General features: G+C 70.2%; 14 protein-coding genes. 10 read left to right on the top strand and 4 right to left on the bottom strand.

Translation table 11 applies throughout. The features are described 5' to 3' along the window. Positions 1–137 precede the first annotated feature (137 nt). The 3 genes from M0G41_RS01775 to M0G41_RS01765 all read left to right on the top strand — a co-directional run bounded on the left by M0G41_RS01775 (position 138) and on the right by M0G41_RS01765 (position 5,083). Positions 138–995, top strand: a complete 858-nt coding sequence (locus M0G41_RS01775; RefSeq protein WP_425511223.1) for a class I SAM-dependent methyltransferase — start codon at positions 138–140, stop codon at positions 993–995. Positions 996–1,491: 496 nt separating this feature from the next. Then, complete coding sequence (locus tag M0G41_RS01770; protein WP_248204530.1) at positions 1,492–2,769, top strand: NAD(P)/FAD-dependent oxidoreductase; 1,278 nt, start codon at positions 1,492–1,494, stop codon at positions 2,767–2,769. A 685-nt stretch (positions 2,770–3,454) separates the two neighbouring features. After that, positions 3,455–5,083, top strand: coding sequence for a M28 family metallopeptidase (locus M0G41_RS01765; protein WP_248204528.1), 1,629 nt, complete (start codon positions 3,455–3,457; stop codon positions 5,081–5,083). Positions 5,084–5,120: 37 nt separating this feature from the next. On the opposite strand, the gene M0G41_RS01760 is transcribed toward M0G41_RS01765, so the two are convergent. Next, positions 5,121–5,555 carry a ketosteroid isomerase-related protein gene (locus M0G41_RS01760; protein WP_248204526.1) on the bottom strand — a complete coding sequence of 145 codons (435 nt, stop codon included), beginning with the start codon at positions 5,553–5,555 and terminating at the stop codon, positions 5,121–5,123. Positions 5,556–5,668: 113 nt separating this feature from the next. Here M0G41_RS01760 and pepN point away from each other — a divergent pair, with 113 nt between their 5' ends. Next, a complete protein-coding gene (gene pepN, locus M0G41_RS01755) occupies positions 5,669–8,257 on the top strand; it encodes an aminopeptidase N (RefSeq protein WP_248204524.1) in 2,589 nt (862 codons plus the stop codon). Positions 8,258–8,264: 7 nt separating this feature from the next. On the opposite strand, the gene M0G41_RS01750 is transcribed toward pepN, so the two are convergent. From M0G41_RS01750 to M0G41_RS01740, 3 genes are all read right to left on the bottom strand, one after another. After that, positions 8,265–9,185 carry a sodium-dependent bicarbonate transport family permease gene (locus M0G41_RS01750; protein ID WP_248204522.1) on the bottom strand — a complete coding sequence of 307 codons (921 nt, stop codon included), beginning with the start codon at positions 9,183–9,185 and terminating at the stop codon, positions 8,265–8,267. A 468-nt stretch (positions 9,186–9,653) separates the two neighbouring features. Continuing rightward, positions 9,654–10,604, bottom strand: a complete 951-nt coding sequence (locus tag M0G41_RS01745; RefSeq protein ID WP_248204521.1) for a TerC family protein — start codon at positions 10,602–10,604, stop codon at positions 9,654–9,656. 161 nt (positions 10,605–10,765) lie between these two features. Then, positions 10,766–11,752 (bottom strand): LysR substrate-binding domain-containing protein, encoded by a 987-nt coding sequence (locus M0G41_RS01740; RefSeq protein WP_248204519.1) that lies wholly within the window; start codon positions 11,750–11,752, stop codon positions 10,766–10,768. 99 nt (positions 11,753–11,851) lie between these two features. Between M0G41_RS01740 and M0G41_RS01735 the strand changes: the two genes are divergently transcribed. The 6 genes from M0G41_RS01735 to M0G41_RS01710 all read left to right on the top strand — a co-directional run bounded on the left by M0G41_RS01735 (position 11,852) and on the right by M0G41_RS01710 (position 17,171). Then, positions 11,852–12,052 (top strand): hypothetical protein, encoded by a 201-nt coding sequence (locus tag M0G41_RS01735; protein ID WP_248204517.1) that lies wholly within the window; start codon positions 11,852–11,854, stop codon positions 12,050–12,052. 90 nt (positions 12,053–12,142) lie between these two features. Continuing rightward, complete coding sequence (locus M0G41_RS01730) at positions 12,143–12,820, top strand: ABC transporter ATP-binding protein (RefSeq protein ID WP_248204514.1); 678 nt, start codon at positions 12,143–12,145, stop codon at positions 12,818–12,820. Then, complete coding sequence (locus M0G41_RS01725; RefSeq protein WP_248204511.1) at positions 12,804–13,763, top strand: HlyD family secretion protein; 960 nt, start codon at positions 12,804–12,806, stop codon at positions 13,761–13,763. The genes M0G41_RS01730 and M0G41_RS01725 overlap by 17 nt, the downstream gene beginning before the upstream one ends. Continuing rightward, complete coding sequence (locus tag M0G41_RS01720) at positions 13,760–14,710, top strand: HlyD family secretion protein (protein ID WP_248204510.1); 951 nt, start codon at positions 13,760–13,762, stop codon at positions 14,708–14,710. Before M0G41_RS01725 ends, M0G41_RS01720 begins: the two co-directional genes overlap by 4 nt. Next, positions 14,707–15,933 carry an efflux RND transporter periplasmic adaptor subunit gene (locus tag M0G41_RS01715; RefSeq protein WP_248204508.1) on the top strand — a complete coding sequence of 409 codons (1,227 nt, stop codon included), beginning with the start codon at positions 14,707–14,709 and terminating at the stop codon, positions 15,931–15,933. The genes M0G41_RS01720 and M0G41_RS01715 overlap by 4 nt, the downstream gene beginning before the upstream one ends. Continuing rightward, a complete protein-coding gene (locus M0G41_RS01710) occupies positions 15,930–17,171 on the top strand; it encodes an ABC transporter permease (RefSeq protein ID WP_248204507.1) in 1,242 nt (413 codons plus the stop codon). Before M0G41_RS01715 ends, M0G41_RS01710 begins: the two co-directional genes overlap by 4 nt. Positions 17,172–17,277 lie beyond the last annotated feature (106 nt).

Raw genomic sequence — 17,277 nt, 5'->3', positions numbered from 1 at the left:
TCCCCTTGCCCTGTCCCTCGCCGCCCGGGAACCCGCACGCTTCGGCGCCCGTCCACTCCCCGGTAACGAAAACGCTGATAGGCTTGCCGCCTTTCATCCGGAGCCTGCCCGCCATGCGCAAACTGCTAGTCGTGTCCCTGATCGCCGCCCTCGCCGCCTGCGGCGGCCAGACATCCGATCCGGCCGGGCAGGCCGCTCCGCCGGCTGCCCCGGCCGAAGCCGCTGCGCCGGCCGAGCCCGCGGCGCCCGCCGCAGCGCCCCTCGAGGAGATCATCGCGGGCAGCTGGCGCGCCGAAAGCGCCGCCCGCGACGCCTACCGTCATCCCAAGGAGACCCTGGAGTTCTTCGGCATCCGCCCTGACATGACGGTGATCGAGATCACCCCCGGCGGCGGCTGGTACGCGGAAATCCTCGCACCCTGGCTTGCGCCGCAGGGCCGCTATGTCGGCGCCATCATCGACCCGTCCTCGGCCAGCAGCGAGGGCGCTCGGGACTATTACTCGCGCAGCAACGAGCAGCTTCGCAGCAAGTTCGGCGCCGCGCCCGACCAGTTCGGCAAAACCCAGCTGATCGAGTTCGACAGCAACGCCCCCTCGCTCGGCGCTGCCGGCACCGCCGACGCGGTGCTGACCTTCCGCAACGTGCACAACTGGATGAACAATGGCAGCGCCCCCGGCATGTTCGGCGCCTTCTTCGCCGTGCTCAAGCCGGGCGGCGTGCTGGGCGTGGTCGAGCACCGCGCCAATGCCGACGTGCCCGCCGGCGACCGCTCCGGATACATGAGCGAGGCCCAGGTGATCAAGCTCGCCACCGATGCCGGCTTCGTGCTGGAGGAGAAGAGCGAGATCAATGCCAATCCGCTCGATACCAAGGACCATCCCAACGGCGTCTGGACCCTGCCGCCGAGCAACCGCCACGACGAGGCCGATGCCGCCAAGTATCAGGCGATCGGCGAGTCCGACCGGATGACCCTGCGCTTCCGCAAGCCGGCCTGATCGACCCCGCCGGCCGCACCCACGACGCCCGGCACCGCCGGGCGTTCGTGTTTTGGGGGGATGTACGCACACGACGGGCGCGAAGTTCGCATTCGCCTCGGTGCATAAATTGGGCCGATGTTCTGTGGGAGTGCCCTTGGGCGCGACCGCGGAGATCCGCTCTGCCCATGGTCTGTGGTGAATCCGTAACGCTGCGGTCGCGCCCAAGGGCGCTCCCACAGTCGGGTCTCGCTGGATTGCGAGAATGCGGTCGAAGGGGGCGGGATTCCGACGCGCCAGAAGGGCGCAAACCGGACCTATCGGCGCCCTTGCGTGTAGGAGCCAGCTTGCTGGCAATAGGCGCCCCGGATGGGACGATCGCCAGCAAGCTGGCTCCTACTGCGGGTTATGCGGAAGGTCTGCTTTGCGCCCAACCCTGCCCCCGCCCCTGCGCAGGCCTCGACCAACCCGCGCCCCTTGACCGGTTAGCATCGACGCTTGCCCGCGGAGCCTGCCGATGACCACGTCCCACGCCCCCAGCTACTACGCAGCCAGTGCGAACGACTCGCCGCCGCGTCCGCCACTCGCGGGTGCGCACGAGGCCGATGTCTGCATCATCGGGGCGGGCTATACCGGGCTGTCCTCCGGGCTGTTCCTTGCCGAGGCCGGCTTTCGGGTAGTCGTGCTGGAGGCCGCCCGGGTCGGCTGGGGCGCGTCGGGCCGCAACGGCGGGCAGATCGTGCACAGCTACTCGCGCGACATGGACGTCATCGAGGCGCGGCACGGCGCCGACGCCGCCCGTGCGCTGGGGGGCATGGCCTTCGAGGGCGCGCGGATCATCCGCGAGCGAGTGGCGAAGTACGGCATCCAGTGCGACCTGAAGGGCGGTGGCATCTACGCCGCGAAGACGCGCCGCAAGGTCCGGGATCTGGAACACCACAAGGGGCTGTGGGAGCGCTACGGCAATGACCAGCTCGAGCTGCTGGACCGTGGCGGCGTGCATCGGCATATCGGCAGCGACGCCTACGAGGCGATCCTGGTCGACCGCAGCGGCGGGCACATCCACCCGCTGAACCTCGCCCTCGGCGAAGCGGCCGCTCTGGAGAGTCTCGGTGGAACCATATGTGAAGCATCGAAGGTGCTGCGCATCGAGCGCGGCGAGCGGCCGGTGGTGCATACCGGCGGGGGCCAGGTGCGCGCGCGCTACGTCATCGTGGCCTGCAACGCCTATATCGGCGACCTCGAGCCGCAGCTGGCGGCCAAGTCGATGCCCTGCGGCACCCAGGTGGTGGCAACCGAGCCCCTCGGCGAACGCTGGAAGGAGGTCCTCCCAACCGACCATTGCGTCGAGGACAACAACTTCCTGCTCGATTACTACCGGCTGAGCGCGGACAGGCGGCTGATCTTCGGCGGTGGCGTCATCTACGGCGCCCGCGATCCCGCGCGCATCGAACAGCTGATCCGGCCGAACCTCGAGAAGACCTTTCCCCAGCTCGCCGGGGTGAAGATCGACTACGCCTGGACCGGCAACTTCCTGCTCACCCTGTCGCGCCTTCCGCAGGTCGGCCGACTGGATGACACCATCTACTACTCGCAGGGCTGCTCCGGCCACGGCGTCACCTACACCCACCTGATCGGCCGCGTGCTCTCCGAGGCGCTGCAGGGCCAGGCCGAACGCTTCGACGCCTTTGCCTCGCTGCCGCACTATCCATTCCCGGGCGGGCGCATGTTCCGCATCCCGTTCACCGCGTTGGGCGCCTGGTGGTATGACCTGCGCGACCGGCTGGGCGCATAGGGGGCGATAACCGTCAGGTCCAATCGGGGCGCGAGGAAGACATGCATAGGGTGCGGCTGGCCGCACCGGGCGTAGCGTCCGAGCGCCGGTACCGGTGCGCCAAGGCACACCCTATGGGCCTCCGCCGACGCGCAATGAATCCCGAACGTGGGAGCGCCCTTGGGCGCGACCGCAGCGCATCGGATTCACCACAGACCGCGGCCAGAGCGGAACTCCGCGGTCGCGCCCACGGACGCTCCCACAGTCGGGTGTCGTTGTATTGCGGGAATCCGGTCAGAGGGGGCGGGTTCTAGACGGGCCAGAAGGGCGCGAAGAAGACCTTCATAGGGTGCGGCTGGCCGCACCGGGCATAGCGTCCGAGCGCCGGTACCGGTGCGCCAAGGCACACCCTATGGGCCTCCGCCGACGCGCAACGAGGCCCGATTGTAGGAGCGCACATGGGCGCGACCGCGGCGTGGCGTGTTCTCCACAGACCGCGGCCAGAGCGAACCTCCGCGGTCGCGGCCATGTCCGCTCCTACGAAAAGCCCGCCGATCCGAAGCCGCGGCGAACGTCCGTTTCACGCCCAACTTGCCGCTCGAACGATAATGCCGCTGTGCCGCGGCAAGCGCTCGCTGCGTCCGATCACGCGCGCTGCGCGCCGCGCGCTGGTAACGTGCCCGGGCTCTCAATCCGGGGATCCTTCATGCTGCGACCGCTGCTTCCGCTCTGCTCCGCCCTCCTGCTTGCCGGCTGCGGCGTGCCCGATGGCGCGCCGTCGGCGCCGCCGACGGGCTCCGCCGTGCAGGTCGAGGCGCATGTGCGCTTCCTTGCCGACGATCTGCTCGAGGGCCGCGAGGCGGGCACCCGCGGCTACGACATCGCGGCGCGCTACGTCGCCAGCCAGTTCACCCAGACTGGCCTCGTGCCGGGCGGTGACGACGGCGGCTGGCTGCAGGCGGTGCCCCTGCTGAAGGCCGAGCGCCTGCGCCAGGGTGAGCTCACCCTGCTCGGCGCCGGTGAGCCGATCCGCTTCGACTTCCAGGATGATTTCCTTCCGGGCGTCAATTTCGACAATCCCGAGTGGTCGCTGGAGGCGCCGCTGGTCTTCGTCGGCCAGGCGGTGGTCGCGCCGGAGTACGAGCAAGACGATCTCGCCGGGGTCGATCTCGAGGGCAAGATCGCGGTCATGCTGAGCGGCGCGCCGGCGCGTTTCGGCAACGACCAGCGCGCCTTCTACAGCTCGGGTCGCGAGAAGCTGCGCCTGCTCGGCGAGCGCGGCGCCGTGGGGGTGATCTATCTGGGCGACCCCGAGCGCGAGGGCAAGTCACCCTGGGCACGGGGCGCGGCCAACTGGGCGCGGCCGAGCATGCGCCTGCGCGACGCCGACGGCCGCCCGCGCGACACCTTCCCGCAGATCCGCGGCAGCGCCTCGCTGAACGTTGACGGCGCGCGGCAGCTGTTCGCCGCAGCCGGGCTCGACGCCGATGCGGTCTTCGCCCAGCTCAAGGACGGCACCCTCAAGCCGGTCGAGCTGCCGCTGACTGCACGCATGTCCGGCGCTGCCACCCTGTCGTCGCTCGAAAGCCACAACGTGGTCGGCCTGCTGCCCGGCTCGGACGCGGTCGGCGCTGCCGAGCACATCGTCTACACCGCCCATCTCGACCATGTCGGGATCGGCGCCGAGGTCGACGGGGATGCGATCTACAACGGTGCGCTCGACAACGCGCTGGGCGTCGGCATCCTGATCGAGACCGCGCGCCTGGCCGCGTTGTCGCCACGGGCGGCGCGCAGCCAGGTGTTCGTGGCGCTCACCGCCGAGGAGAAGGGCCTGCTGGGCGCCGAGCACTTCGCCGACTCGCCGGGCCTTGACGGACGCATCGTGGCCAACATCAACATGGACATGCCGGTGATGCTCAGCCCGCAGAAGGACGTGATCCCGATCGGCATCGAGCACACCTCGCTGAAACAGGTGGTGGAGGCCGCGGCGGCCGAGCTGGACATTGCGTTGACGCCCGATCCCTTCCCCGAGGAAGTCGTCTTCGTCCGCTCCGACCAGTTCGCCTTCGTCCGTCGCGGCATCCCCGCCGTGTATCTCGATGGCGGCATCCACGCGACCGTGCCCGAGGTCGATGGTCGCGAGCAGCTCGATGGATTCCTGCGCAACCACTACCACCAGCCCAGCGACGATCTCAACCTGTCGATCCACTTCCCGACTGCGGCCCAGCTCGCCACGCTCAACGCGCGCATCGGGCAGCGGGTCGGCAATGCCGCCGATGCACCGCGCTGGAACGAGGGCAATTTCTTCGGCGGCAAGTTCGCCGGCGGACGCTGAGCGGCCTGGTGGTCCGCCTCCCCGGCCGGCTGTGGGTTCAGCCGGCCGGCCGGGCCCGGCCTTCGACCTGGGCGATCCACTCGCTCAGGTTGTAGTAGTTGCTGACCCGGCGGATGCCCGTCGCGCCGAGCTCGAAAAAGGCGCCGCCGGGAATCCGGTAGTGCTGCCCCTGGGCTGGCGGCAGGCCCTCGTCGTCGCTGAGGTACTCGCCTTCGACGATGTACTCGGCCGCGGCGCGGCTGCCGTCGTCCGAGACCATCACCACGATGTCGTGCAGCTGTTCGCGATAGCAGCGCGCCATCCTGGCGAGGAAGGCGGCGAAGGCCTCGCGGCCGGTCTCGCGGCCGCCCTGATTGATGTCGTGGACGACGTCCGGTGCGAGGCAGGCAAGCATGGCATCGGCGTCGCCGCGGTTGAAGGCGGCGTAGTAGTCGAGGATCCGGTCGCGGGCGGGCGTGGCGTCGTGGGACATGGTGGTCTGCAGCTCGGGAAAGGCCTGAGGCCGAGCATAGCGCGGCGCTCCGCGAGGTTCAGTGCAGGCGTGGTATGGTCCCCGGCTTCTCTCCGCTGGCCTACGATTCACGCATGTCCGTCGTCCGACTCGCTGACTACCAGGCGCCCGACTGGCGCATCCTGCATACCCGGCTGGTCTTCGAGCTCGATCCCGAGCGCAGCCTGGTCAATGCCCGGCTCGAGCTGGAACGGCTGGGTGCGGATGATGCCCCGCTGCGCCTGCATGGCGAGGAGCTCGACCTGCTCAGCCTGCGGCTCGACGGCCGCGTGCTGCGGGCCAGCGAGTATCGCTACCTCGACGGCGTGCTGGAGATCGCCTCCGCCCCGGCGCGCTGCGTGCTGGAGACCACGGTCGCCATCTCGCCACAGGCCAACACGCGCCTGGAGGGCCTCTATGTCAGCGGTCCGATGCTGCTGACCCAGTGCGAGGCCGAGGGCTTCCGCCGGATCACCTTCTTCATCGACCAGCCGGACGTGCAGTCGAGCTTCGACGTCGAACTGCGCGCCGACAAGGCCCGCTATCCGGTGCTGCTGTCGAACGGCAATCCGACGGGCAGCGGCGAGCTGGAGGACGGCCGCCACTGGGCGCGCTGGCATGACCCGCATCCCAAGCCGGCCTACCTGTTCGCCGTGGTCGCCGGCGACATCGACTGCGTCATGGCGCCGTTCACCACGATGGACGGCCGGAAGGTCGAGGTGCGCGTCTGGGCCGAGCGACGAGACGTGCCGCGCTGCCAGTACGCGCTGGAAGCCACCCTGCGCGCCATGCGCTGGGACGAGGAGCGATTCGGCCGCGCCTACGACCTCGACCAGTTCAACATCGTCGCCACCCAGCACTTCACCATGGGGGCGATGGAGAACAAGGGCCTGAACATCTTCAACGCCCGCTACGTGCTGGCCGATGCGCGCTCGGCGACGGATGCCGACTACGAGGCCATCGAGTCGGTGATCGGCCACGAGTACTTCCACAACTGGAGCGGCAACCGGGTCACCCTGCGCGACTGGTTCCAGCTGTCGCTCAAGGAAGGCCTCACCGTCTTCCGCGATCAGGAGTTCACCGCCGACCTGCGCTCGCGCGGGGTCAAGCGGATCGCCGACGTGCGCCTGCTGCGCGCGCGGCAGTTTGTCGAGGACTCCGGCCCGCTGGCGCACCCGGTGCGCCCGCCGGAGTACGCCGAGATCAACAACTTCTACACCGCCACGGTGTACGAGAAGGGTGCGGAAGTAATCCGCATGCTGCACACCCTGGTCGGTGAGGCGACCTTCCGCCGTGCGCTCGACCGCTACTTCTCGACGCATGATGGCCAGTCGGCCACGGTCGAGGACCTGCTGGCCGCGATCGCCGTCGAAAGCGGTCGTGACCTGTCGCAGTTCAAGCGCTGGTACGAGCAGGCCGGTACGCCCCAGGTCGAGGTCGAGGACGAGTTCGACGCCGCCAGCGGCCGCTACCGCCTGCGCATCCGACAACACACGGCACCGACTCCCGGACAGCCGGACAAGGAGCCGCTGCATCTGCCGCTGCGCATCGCCCTTTACGACGCCGAGGGGCGTGACCTCAGCGCGCGGCTGAAAGGCGACGCCGAGCGCGGCGAGGGCCTGCTCGAACTGCGCGGCGCCGAGCATACGGTCGAGCTGGATGGTCTCGATGCCAAGCCGCTGCCTGCCTTCCTGCACGGGCTGTCGGCGCCGGTGCGCCTGCGCTACGCCTACAGCGCCGCCGAGCTTGGCCGCTTGGTCGGCGTCGAGCAGGATCCGCTGCTGCGCTGGGATGCCATGCAGCGCCTGGCCCACGCCGCCATCGTCGAGCGTTCGGCCGCGCATCGTGATGCACTGATCGAGGCCAGCGGACAGCTGCTGAAGGATGCCGCCGCCGATCCCGCCTTCATCGCCGAATGCCTGCTCCTGCCCGACGTCGCCACCCTGGCCGACGCCTGCAGCGCGATCGACTTCGACGCTCTGATCAAGGAGCGCGAGGACCTGCTCGATCTGCTCGCCGAGACCCATAGCGACGCCTCCGCCGCGCGCTACGCCGCGCTGGCCCGGGTCGAGCCCGATGCGCTGAGCCCGGCCGCGGCCGCCGCGCGGCGGCTGAAGAACGTGCTGCTGCCCTGGCTGACCCGGCTCGATCCCGAGGCCCGCGCAGCCACGACGCAGTTCCGCGAGGCCGGGACCATGACTGACCGCCTGGGCGCCCTGGCCTGCCTACTTCACTTCGATGCGCCGGCCGCGCCGGAGGCGCTGGCGGCCTTCCGCAGCGAATGGGCCGAGGATCTGCTGGTTACCGACAAGTGGATCGGGCTCAAGGTCACCCGCCCGCAGCCCGAGACCCTCGACGAGGTGCGCGCGCTGCTCGGCGATCGCGAGCTGTGGCAGCCGACCAACCCCAACCGCGTGCGCGCCGTGCTCGGCGCCTTCGGCCGCAGCAATCCGGTGGCCATGCATCGCAAGGACGGCGCCGGCTATGAACTCTACGCCGAACAGGTCGTTGCGCTGGACGCGATCAATCCGCAGGTTTCCGCGCGCCTCGCTACGGCGCTGGAGCAGTGGCGGCGCCTGGACAGCGTGCGCCGGCCGCTGGCCGAGGCCAGCCTGAAGCGGATCCGCGAGGGCGCCCGCTCGCGCGACCTCAACGACGTGGTGACGCGCCTGCTCGAGGGCTGAGGCCTTCTCAGCCCGGCGCGCCGCCGCTGAGATGGATTAGCAGCGGCACATTGACCAGCACGTTGAACGGGAAGCTGAGGCCGAGGCTGAGCGCCGTCGCGTAGGCGGTGTTGGCGTCGGGCCGGGCGAGGCGAAACACCGCCGGCGCGGCGATGTAGGAGCCGCTGGCGACGAGGATGGCGAACAGCACCTGGCCGCCCTGCGACAGCGAGAGCCACTGCGCCACCTGCAGGGCGACCAGGCCGCCGAGCAGGGGCACGCCGATGCCGACGCCCGCGGACACCAGCCAGCGGCCGCGCAGCAGTCCCCACTGTTCGGCGGCGCGCGTGCCAAGATCCAGCAGGTAGAGCGCGAGGATGCCCTTGAAGGCGTCGAAGAAGACCAGCTTCAGCGGGGCCAGACCCTCCTCGCCGATCATCGCGCCGATCACCAGCCCGCCGAGCAGGGCGAGGATGGTCTTGCCGGCGATCAGGTCGTGCCACCAGCGCTTGCCGGCGACGCCGCCGGCCAGCAGCAGGGCCAGCATCAGGCCCGGGGCCTCCATCACTGCCAGCACCGCCGGCAGGAAGGGCTCGTAGCCCAGGCCCAGCCGGGTCAGTTCGCTGGTGGCGGCGGTGAAGGTCGCCACCGAGACCGAGCCGTAGTGGCCGGCGACCGCCGCCGCGTCCAGCCGCGCCAGGCGCGCCGCGCGGTACAGCAGAAAGAACAGCCCGGCCGTGATCAGCAAGGCCAGCACGACGCCGGATGCCGCGGTCGCGGCCACCGCGCCGATCGGGCTCTGCGCCATGTGCGCGCCGCCCTTGAGCGCGATCGCCAGCAGCAGGAACAGGGCGAGGTTGTCCGAGCCGCTGCCCGGCAGGCGCAGATCGGAGCCGACCATCCGCGCGATGGCGCCAAGGACAAAGAACCAGACGACCGGATCGAGCATGGGGAGTCCCGCGGGGAAGCAGCAGGAATGCTAACCCGGATATCCCGGGCCGAGCGGCTCCCCACGCGGGAGCCGCAACCGAAGCCCCTTCAGCCCGCGTGCGCCATCGCGTGATCCGGAGCAATGGTCGGTGCGGGCGCGAAGTTCGCATTCGCCCCGTTGCATCCAGCGGGCCGATGTTCTGTGGGAGTGCTGCCCTTGGGCGCGACAGCGGACATCCGCTCTGGCCGCCGTCCATGGTGAATCCGTAGCGCTGCGGTCGCGCCCAAGGGCACTCCCACAGTCGGGCTTCGTTGGGCGTCAGCGAGCCCCATAGGGTCTGCCTTGGCGCACCGATACGGGCGTCCAGAGGGTACGCCCGGTGCGGCCAGCCGCACCCTATGAATGGCCGATTTGCGCCCGAAGCCGCCCTCCGAGGTCATAGGTGCCGACCCGGGCCGGCACCTCTGCCGCGCCGGAGAGGCGTGCTCAGCGCCCCTGCGGCCGGATCACCACGCTCAGCACCATCGAGGTGGTGATGGTGGCGGCGACGACGGCCAGCGCGATGGCGATCGGCACCTTGTAGATGTCCATCAGCAGCATCTTGGCGCCGATGAACATCAGGACCAGCGCGAGGCCGTAGACCAGCAGGTGGAAGCGGTCCTTCATGTCGGCGAGCAGGAAGTACAGCGCACGCAGGCCGAGTACGGCGAACACGTTCGAGGTCAGCACGATGAACGGGTCGGTGGTGATGGCGAAGATCGCCGGGATCGAATCCACGGCGAAGATCACGTCGGTGATGCCGATCATGATCAGCACCACGAACAGCGGGGTGAAGAACAGCTTGCCCGACTGGCGGATCCACAGCTGCTCGCCGTGCAGGTTCGGCACCAGCGGCAGTCGCCGGTTGAGGAAGCGCAGGATCGGGTTCTCCTCCATGTCCGGTTCCTGTCCCGCGGCCCAGAGCATCTTGGCGCCGGTGATCAGCAGGAACAGGCCGAAGATGTAGAGCACCCAGTGGAACTGGGCGATCAGGGCGGCGCCGATGAAGATCATGATCGCGCGCAGCAGGATGGCGCCGATCACGCCGAGGATCAGCGCGCGCTGCTGGAACTCGGCCGGCACCGCGAAATAGCTGAACAGCATCAGGAACACGAAGATGTTGTCGACCGCCAGCGCCTTCTCGACCAGATAGCCGGTGAGGAACTCCAGCGCCACGTGATCGGCGATGTCGCGTGGCCCGGTCTCGGCCAGATACCACCACAGGCCAAGGTTGAACACCGCGGCCAGGGCCACCCAGGCCATCGACCACTTCAGGGCCTCGCGGGCGCTGACCTTGTGCGGGCCGTTGGAACGCAGGACCAGCAGGTCGACGACGACCGCGACCACCACGAGGACCAGGAAAGCCGACCACAGGCCAGGCGTGCCGATTGTCTGCATAGCGATTCCGGAGTTGGCGGGAGGGTCCGCGTGTCGCTGATTTCCCGTTCTCCGGGCATACCTTCGCCATCGCGGCGAAGGTCTTGCTCGCATCACGATCTGCCTGTGATGCCCACCGTACCGGGGTCGTTGACCCGTGATGACGATAGCGGTGGCGGGAGCTACTCCCCTTCTGGGGCCGATTCTATCCGGTTTCTCGTGGAAGCGTCCCCGCACTGCAACACGTCGCGGCTCGGGAGAAACCCTCGCGATGCCGAGGCCAGCGCGCTCGACCGGTAGGCCTCGGCCTGGGTCGCGAGCCACTCGCGAAAACGCAGCAGGGCCGGGTGGCCGTCGCTGCGCGCCGGCCAGACCAGGTAATGCGACCACTCCGCCGGCAGCTGCTGGGCACCCAGGGCGACGAGGTGCCCGGCCTCGATCAGCGGCCGGGCCATGATCATCCGGCCAAGCGCGACGCCGAGGCCTTCGACCGCTGCCCGGTGCAGGCTTTCGGAATCGTCGAGGTGGGCGACGAAGCGGGGCAGGGGCGAGCCCGGCACGTGGCAGCAGAACCAGTCCTCCCAGCGGCCACCGGGATCACCGAGCAGGGGCAGGCGCTCGATCGGCGTGTCGCGGTCGACGCCCAGCCGCGCAAGCAGGGCCGGGCTGGCCACCGGCATCAGCCAGTCATCGAACAGGTGCATCGCCTGCACCCCGGGCCAGCGGCCCGGACCGAAGCGCAGCGCGGCGTCGATCTCCCGTTCGCGCTCGAAGTTCACCAGGCCGACGTCCGAGCGCAGCGACAGCTCGATGTCTGGATGCTCGGCAACGAAGCCGGGCAGGCGCGGCATCAGCCAGGCATTGGCCATCGAGGACAGCAGGCTGAGCGTCAGCACGTGCTCGCGGCGTGCCGGAAACGGGCGCAGCGCCTGCTCGATGGCCTCGAGATGCGGCGCGATGCGCTCGAGCAGGGCGCGACCGTCCTCGGTCAGGCTGACCCCGCGCGGCTCGCGGACCAGCAGGGTGCGGCCGAGTCGTTCTTCCAGTCCGCGCATCTGGTGGCTGAGCGCGCTCACCGTGAGGTGGGCCGCGGCGGCGGCGCGGGTCAGGTTGCCGTGCCGGGCGGCCAGCACGAAGCCTCGCAGGGCATGCAGGGGAAGGCGGCTCATCATTGAAACCCATTCAAGGCTGGCATGAGAAGACGTCGCTTCTACGGGCGGCATCGCCTGAATATCGTATCCCCATGTTCAATACCTAAGGAGATGGCAATGAAGCTTTCCGAGATCTACAAGGGCCTGCTGCTGATCGAGGGTGTGGTCGGTCCGTTCGGCCTCAGGGCGCACCCCGGCTTTACCCGCGGCTACGGCAACGCGGTGGCCAACGCCGCCGCCCGCGGCCCGCTCAGCCAGCCGCCGCCCAAGCCCGAGCCCCTCGTCCGGGAGGACCTGCTGCCCTGCGGCTGCGCCTGACCGGGCCTTCCGTCAAGGAACGGTAGGGAACTTCCCCACCCGGTCGTGGTATCACCCCGCGGTGTCCACGGCTGCGGGAATCCGGAATCCATGATCGAACTGCGTGGCGTCTGCCGGCGCTACCCCATGAGCGGGCAGGTGGTGCGGGCCCTGGACGGCGTCGATCTGCACATCGATCGTGGCGAGTACGTGGCGATCACCGGGGCTTCCGGCTCCGGCAAGTCGACCCTGCTCAACCTGCTCGGCTGCCTCGACCGCCCGGACGAGGGCAGCTACCGGCTCGACGGCATCGACGTCGCCGGTCTCGACGACGAGGCGCTGAGCGCCACCCGCAACAGGCGCATCGGTTTCGTCTTCCAGAGCTTCCATCTGCTGCCGCGGCTGTCGGTGCTGGAGAACGTCCTGCTGCCGCGGCGCTACTGCGAGGAGCCGGACCCCGGTGCCGAGCCGCGCGCCCGCGACCTGCTCGAGCGGGTCGGTCTGGGCGAGCGCTGGGCGCACCGGCCGCTGGAGCTGTCCGGCGGACAGATGCAGCGCGCCGCCATCGCCCGTGCCCTGATCATGCAGCCCTCCCTGCTGCTCGCCGACGAGCCGACCGGCAACCTCGATTCGAAGAGCGCGGCCAACGTGCTCGAGCTGATCGACAGCGTCCACGCCAGCGGCCAGACCGTGGTCCTGGTCACCCATGACAACGACATTGCCCGGCATGCGCCAAGACAGGTGCGGCTGCGCGACGGCAAGGTGGAAAGCGATGAACGTCAGCGTTAAGGGGAGGCTGTTCGGGCTCCTGCTCCTCGGCGGGCTCGCCCTGCCGGCCGTGGCCGTCACCTTCACCGGCGAGCTGCAGGCCCTGCAGTCCGAATCGGTGATCGTGCCGCCCAGCAGTTCGAGCCCGGTGGTGCTGCGCTATGTCGCCCCCGAGGGCGAGCTGGTCGAACCGGGCGACGTGCTGGTCCGGATCGACCCCGGCAATTCGGCCTCCCAGGTGCTGCAGCTCGAGGCCCAGCTCGCCCTGCAGGAGGCCACCGTGGCCCGCGACGTGGCCGTGTTGCAAGTCGCCGCGGCCGACGCCGAACGCGGCCTGCTTGACGCCGAGGCGGCGCTGTCGAGGGCGCGCATCGACGCCGGCATTCCGCGCGAGCATCTGTCGGCGCTGGATCACGACCGCTACCGCGGCGAGCTGGAGCGCGCCACCCGCGAGGCCGCGCTGAAGAAGGAAGAGCTGGCGGCCGCCCGCGAGGCGATCGTCCGCAAGCGCCGCGACGCCACGCTCGAAGCCGACAAGCTGCGCGCCGACCTCGCCTGGCACCGCAGCCAGGTGGAGAACGCCGAGCAGCGCGCCGAGAGCCGTGGCCGGGTGGTCTACGGTTTCGACAGCTGGCGCGGTACCCGCTACGAGGAGGGCGCCTCGGCCCACGCCGGGACCAAGATCGGCGAAGTGGTCGGCGAGGGCGGCTTCGAGGTGCGCGGCTGGCTGCTCGAGCCCGACCGCGCCGGGGTATCGATGGAACAGGAGGTGATGCTGCATTTCGACGCCTTCCCCGGCCGACCCGTGCGCGGTCGGATCGAGCGGATCAGCGGGGCACCCGAGCCGCGAGCCCAGTGGGGCGACGGGCGCTACTTCGAGATCGACGTCAGGCTGCTCGATCCCGCGCCGGAAGGCGCCCTTCCGGGCATGAGCGTGCGCATCGAATCCGGGGGTGCGGCATGAGGCGCCTGTTCGTCCTGCTCGCCCTGCTGCCGCTGGTCGCCGCAGCCAATGGCCCGCTGCGCCTGGAGGGCGAGATCGTCGCCCAGCGCAGCGCCTCGCTGGCGCCGCCCTCCATCGAAGGCATGTGGAACTACAGCATCACCTTCCTCGCCCCCGACGGCACCCCGGTCAAGCAGGGCCAGCCGGTGCTCGGCTTCGACGGCAACCAGCTGCAGACCACCCTGCAGCAGAAGCAGTCGGCGCTGAAGGAGAAGCTCAGCCAGAGCGAGAAGCTGGCCCTTGAGCACGCCGCCCGTGAGCGCGACGAGCGCATCGCCACCGAGCAGGCGCGGGCCAACCGCGACAAGGCGCAGCGCAAGGCCAGCCAGCCCGAGGACCTGCTGCGCGGCATCGAGTACCGCAAGCTGGTGGTCGACCGCGAGCACAATGAGGCCCTGCTCGCGCTGGCCGAGCGTCGAGAGCTGCTGGCCGCCGAACAGCGTCGCCAGGAGCGCGCCATGCTCGACGCCGAGATCGCCCAGCTGCGTCGCGAGGTGGCCCAGGCCGAGGAAGGTCTCGCCGCCCTGCAGCTGAAGGCGCCGCGCGATGGCCTGCTGGTGCACCGCGGCAGCTGGAACGGCGAGAAGTTCGACGTCGGCTCCCAGGTCTGGCGCGGTCAGACCGTGGCCGAGATTCCCGATCCGGCCACCCTCGCCGTGCGCGCCAGCCTGCCCGAGGTCGACTACCTCAAGGTCCGCCAGGGCCAGCCGGCCCGGGTCACCGTCGAGGGCAGCGGCGCCAGCCTCGTCGGCAGCCTTGCCCGCATCGGCCAGACCGTGCGCTCGCGCTCGCGGCTGCAGCCGGTGCCGGTGGTCGAACTGCTGATCACCGTCGAGGGCGACCTCGGCCGGCTCAAGCCGGGCCAGGCGGTGCGCGTGGAGCTGGATGTTCAGGAGGAAGGCGCATGACGCTTGGCTACAACCGCCTGCGGGGCAGCTCGGCGCTGGCGCTCGCCGGCCTGCTCGCCGCTTGCTCCTCCGCCCCCGATTCGACCCCGGCCGTCGAGGTGCTCAGCGCGGCGCCGCTGCGCCTGGCGCTGGAGGCCGAGGGCGAGCTGAAGTCGGCCAAGGCCACGCCCCTGCTGGTGCCGGGTGAGCAGTGGTCGCGCCGTCAGCTGGTCTGGATGAAGCCCGACGGCAGCCGGGTCAAGGCCGGCGAGGTGGTCGCCCGTTTCGCCGCCGACCAGGGCGAGCTGGAGCTGTCCAAGGCCCTGCTCGACCTGCAGCGCAACGCCCTGGCCAAGGCCAGCAAGCAGGTCGAGCTGGAGACCATGCAGGGGCGGGTCGACGTCGACCTCGCCCAGGTCGCCACCGACCTCTCCATCGCCACCCGCTACGCCGATGCCGACCTCGAGATGTTCGCCCGCAACGAGATCCTCGACGCCATCCAGGACCAGCGCTTCCTCGGCACCAAACAGGATGTTCTGCAGTGGAAGCGCGGCCAGGCCACCGAGCGCGGCCGCGCCGAGCTGGCCGTGCTCGACTCGCAGCGGGCCAGCTTCGACCTCAACGCCAACCGCCGCCGCGCCGATCTCGATGCGCTGGAGCTGACCGCGCCGAATGACGGCGTGCTGGTCCTGAGCACCGACTGGAGCAACGAGAAGCCGAAGCTCGGCGCCTCGCTGTTTGCCGGCCACGAGTTCGCCACCCTGCCCGATCCGGCCGAGCTGGAGATCGAGCTGGTCCTGCCGCAGCTGGAGGCCCAGGGCATCGAGGTCGGCCAGGCAGTCGAGCTGCATCCGGCCGGCCGCCCGGACGAGCTTCTGCGCACCGAGCTGCACTGGGTCGCCTCGGCGCCGCAGCAGCGCGGCGGCCGCGGCAACCCGGTGAAGTCCATCGCGATGAAGGCCAAGGTGCCGGCCGAACTGGCCCGCGAGCGCGGCTGGGTGCCGGGCCAGGCCTTCTTCGGGCGGATCATCCTGCGCGAGGCGGAATCGGCGCTCAGCCTGCCCAACGTTGCGGTCGTCGCCGAGAACGGTCGCCGCTTCGTCGACGTCCTCGACGGAGAATCGGTGAAACGCCGGGAGGTGAAACTGGGGGTCCGCGGACCGGGTCGGTCCGAGGTGATCGAAGGCGTCGAGGCCGGCGAAGCTGTCCTGCTCGTGCCGCAGGCGCCGGGAGACCGCACATGATCGCCGCCCTGCCGCGCGACTGGCGCGAGGCTTTCGAGGAGCTGTCCCGGCGCAAGCTGCGCACCGGACTCACCCTGCTGGGTCTGGTTTTCGGCGTGGGCGCCATCGTCGCCATGCTGGCGGTGGGTGAGGGCAGCAAGCGCGAGGCCCTGCGCCTGGTCGAGGGGCTCGGCCTGAACAACCTGATCGCGCAGTCGCAGCCGGCCGACCAGGATGCCCTGCGCGAGCGCCGTCAGCGCTCGCTGGGCCTGTCGATGGCCGATGCCCGGGCAGCGCTGGCGGTGGTGCCCGAGGCCACCGCCGTCGCCGCGGAAAAGGACCTCCGCGTCCATGAGGTGCTGGCCGGCAGCCGCCGCTCCGATGCCAAGGCCAGCGCGGTGACCCCCGACTACTTCGCCCTGTCGGCCCTGCGCGTGGCCGAGGGGCGGTTGTTCGAGGCGGCCGACGAGGCTGGCCTTGCCGCCGTCGCCGTGCTCGGCCACCAGGCCGCGGCCAGCCTGTTCCCCGACGGCAGTGCGGTGGGCCAGTCGATCAAGCTCAACCACGCCTGGCTGCAGGTGATCGGCGTGCTCGAGGACCGCGACTTCTCCAAGGCCGACTTCGAGGGCGTGCAGCTGGGCCTGGAGAGCAACCGGATCTTCGTTCCGCTGAGGAGCGCCCGCGCCCGGCTGCGCTTCCAGCCGCTGGACGACGAGATCGATCGGCTGCTGTTGCGGGTCGCCGGCCCCGAGCACATCGCGCCCGGCGCCAAGGTGCTCGGCGCCCTGCTCGACCAGCGCCATGCCGGGGTCGAGGACTACCAGCTGATCGTTCCCGCCCAGCTGTTCCAGCAGCACCAGCAGACCCAGCGCATCTTCCGCATCGTGATGGCGGCGATCGCCGCAGTGTCCCTGCTGGTCGGCGGCATCGGGATCATGAACATCATGCTGGCCAACGTGCTGGAGCGGCGTCGCGAGATCGGCCTGCTGCGCGCGCTCGGTGCCCGCCAGCGGGACATCGTTGCGCAGTTCCTGCGCGAGGCGGCGGTCATCTGCGTGCTCGGCGCCGTGGCCGGTGTGCTGTTCGGCGGCCTGCTGGCCTACCTGATCGCCTGGGGCGCCGGCTGGCAGGTGGCCTGGGCCCCGCTTCCGGTGCTGGCGGCGGCGGTGTCCTGCACCGCAGTGGGCCTGGCCTTCGGGGTGTATCCGGCGCGCCAGGCGGCCAGGCTCGATCCGATCACCGCCCTGCGCAGCGAGTAGGGGGTTTTTCCGCCCGCCGGGGGGCCCCGGGCCGGGGGCGGGGGCGGAGCGGGGTGGGTACAATGCCGGCGTCCGGCGCGGGGGAGGGCGACCCCCGGGACGCCAC

Source organism: Pseudomarimonas salicorniae, assembly GCF_023156535.1.
Classification (GTDB): Bacteria; Pseudomonadota; Gammaproteobacteria; order Xanthomonadales; family Xanthomonadaceae; genus Pseudomarimonas; species Pseudomarimonas salicorniae.
The sequence above is the reverse complement of the archived record's forward strand: the minus strand, read 5'-3'. Positions and strand labels throughout refer to the sequence as shown.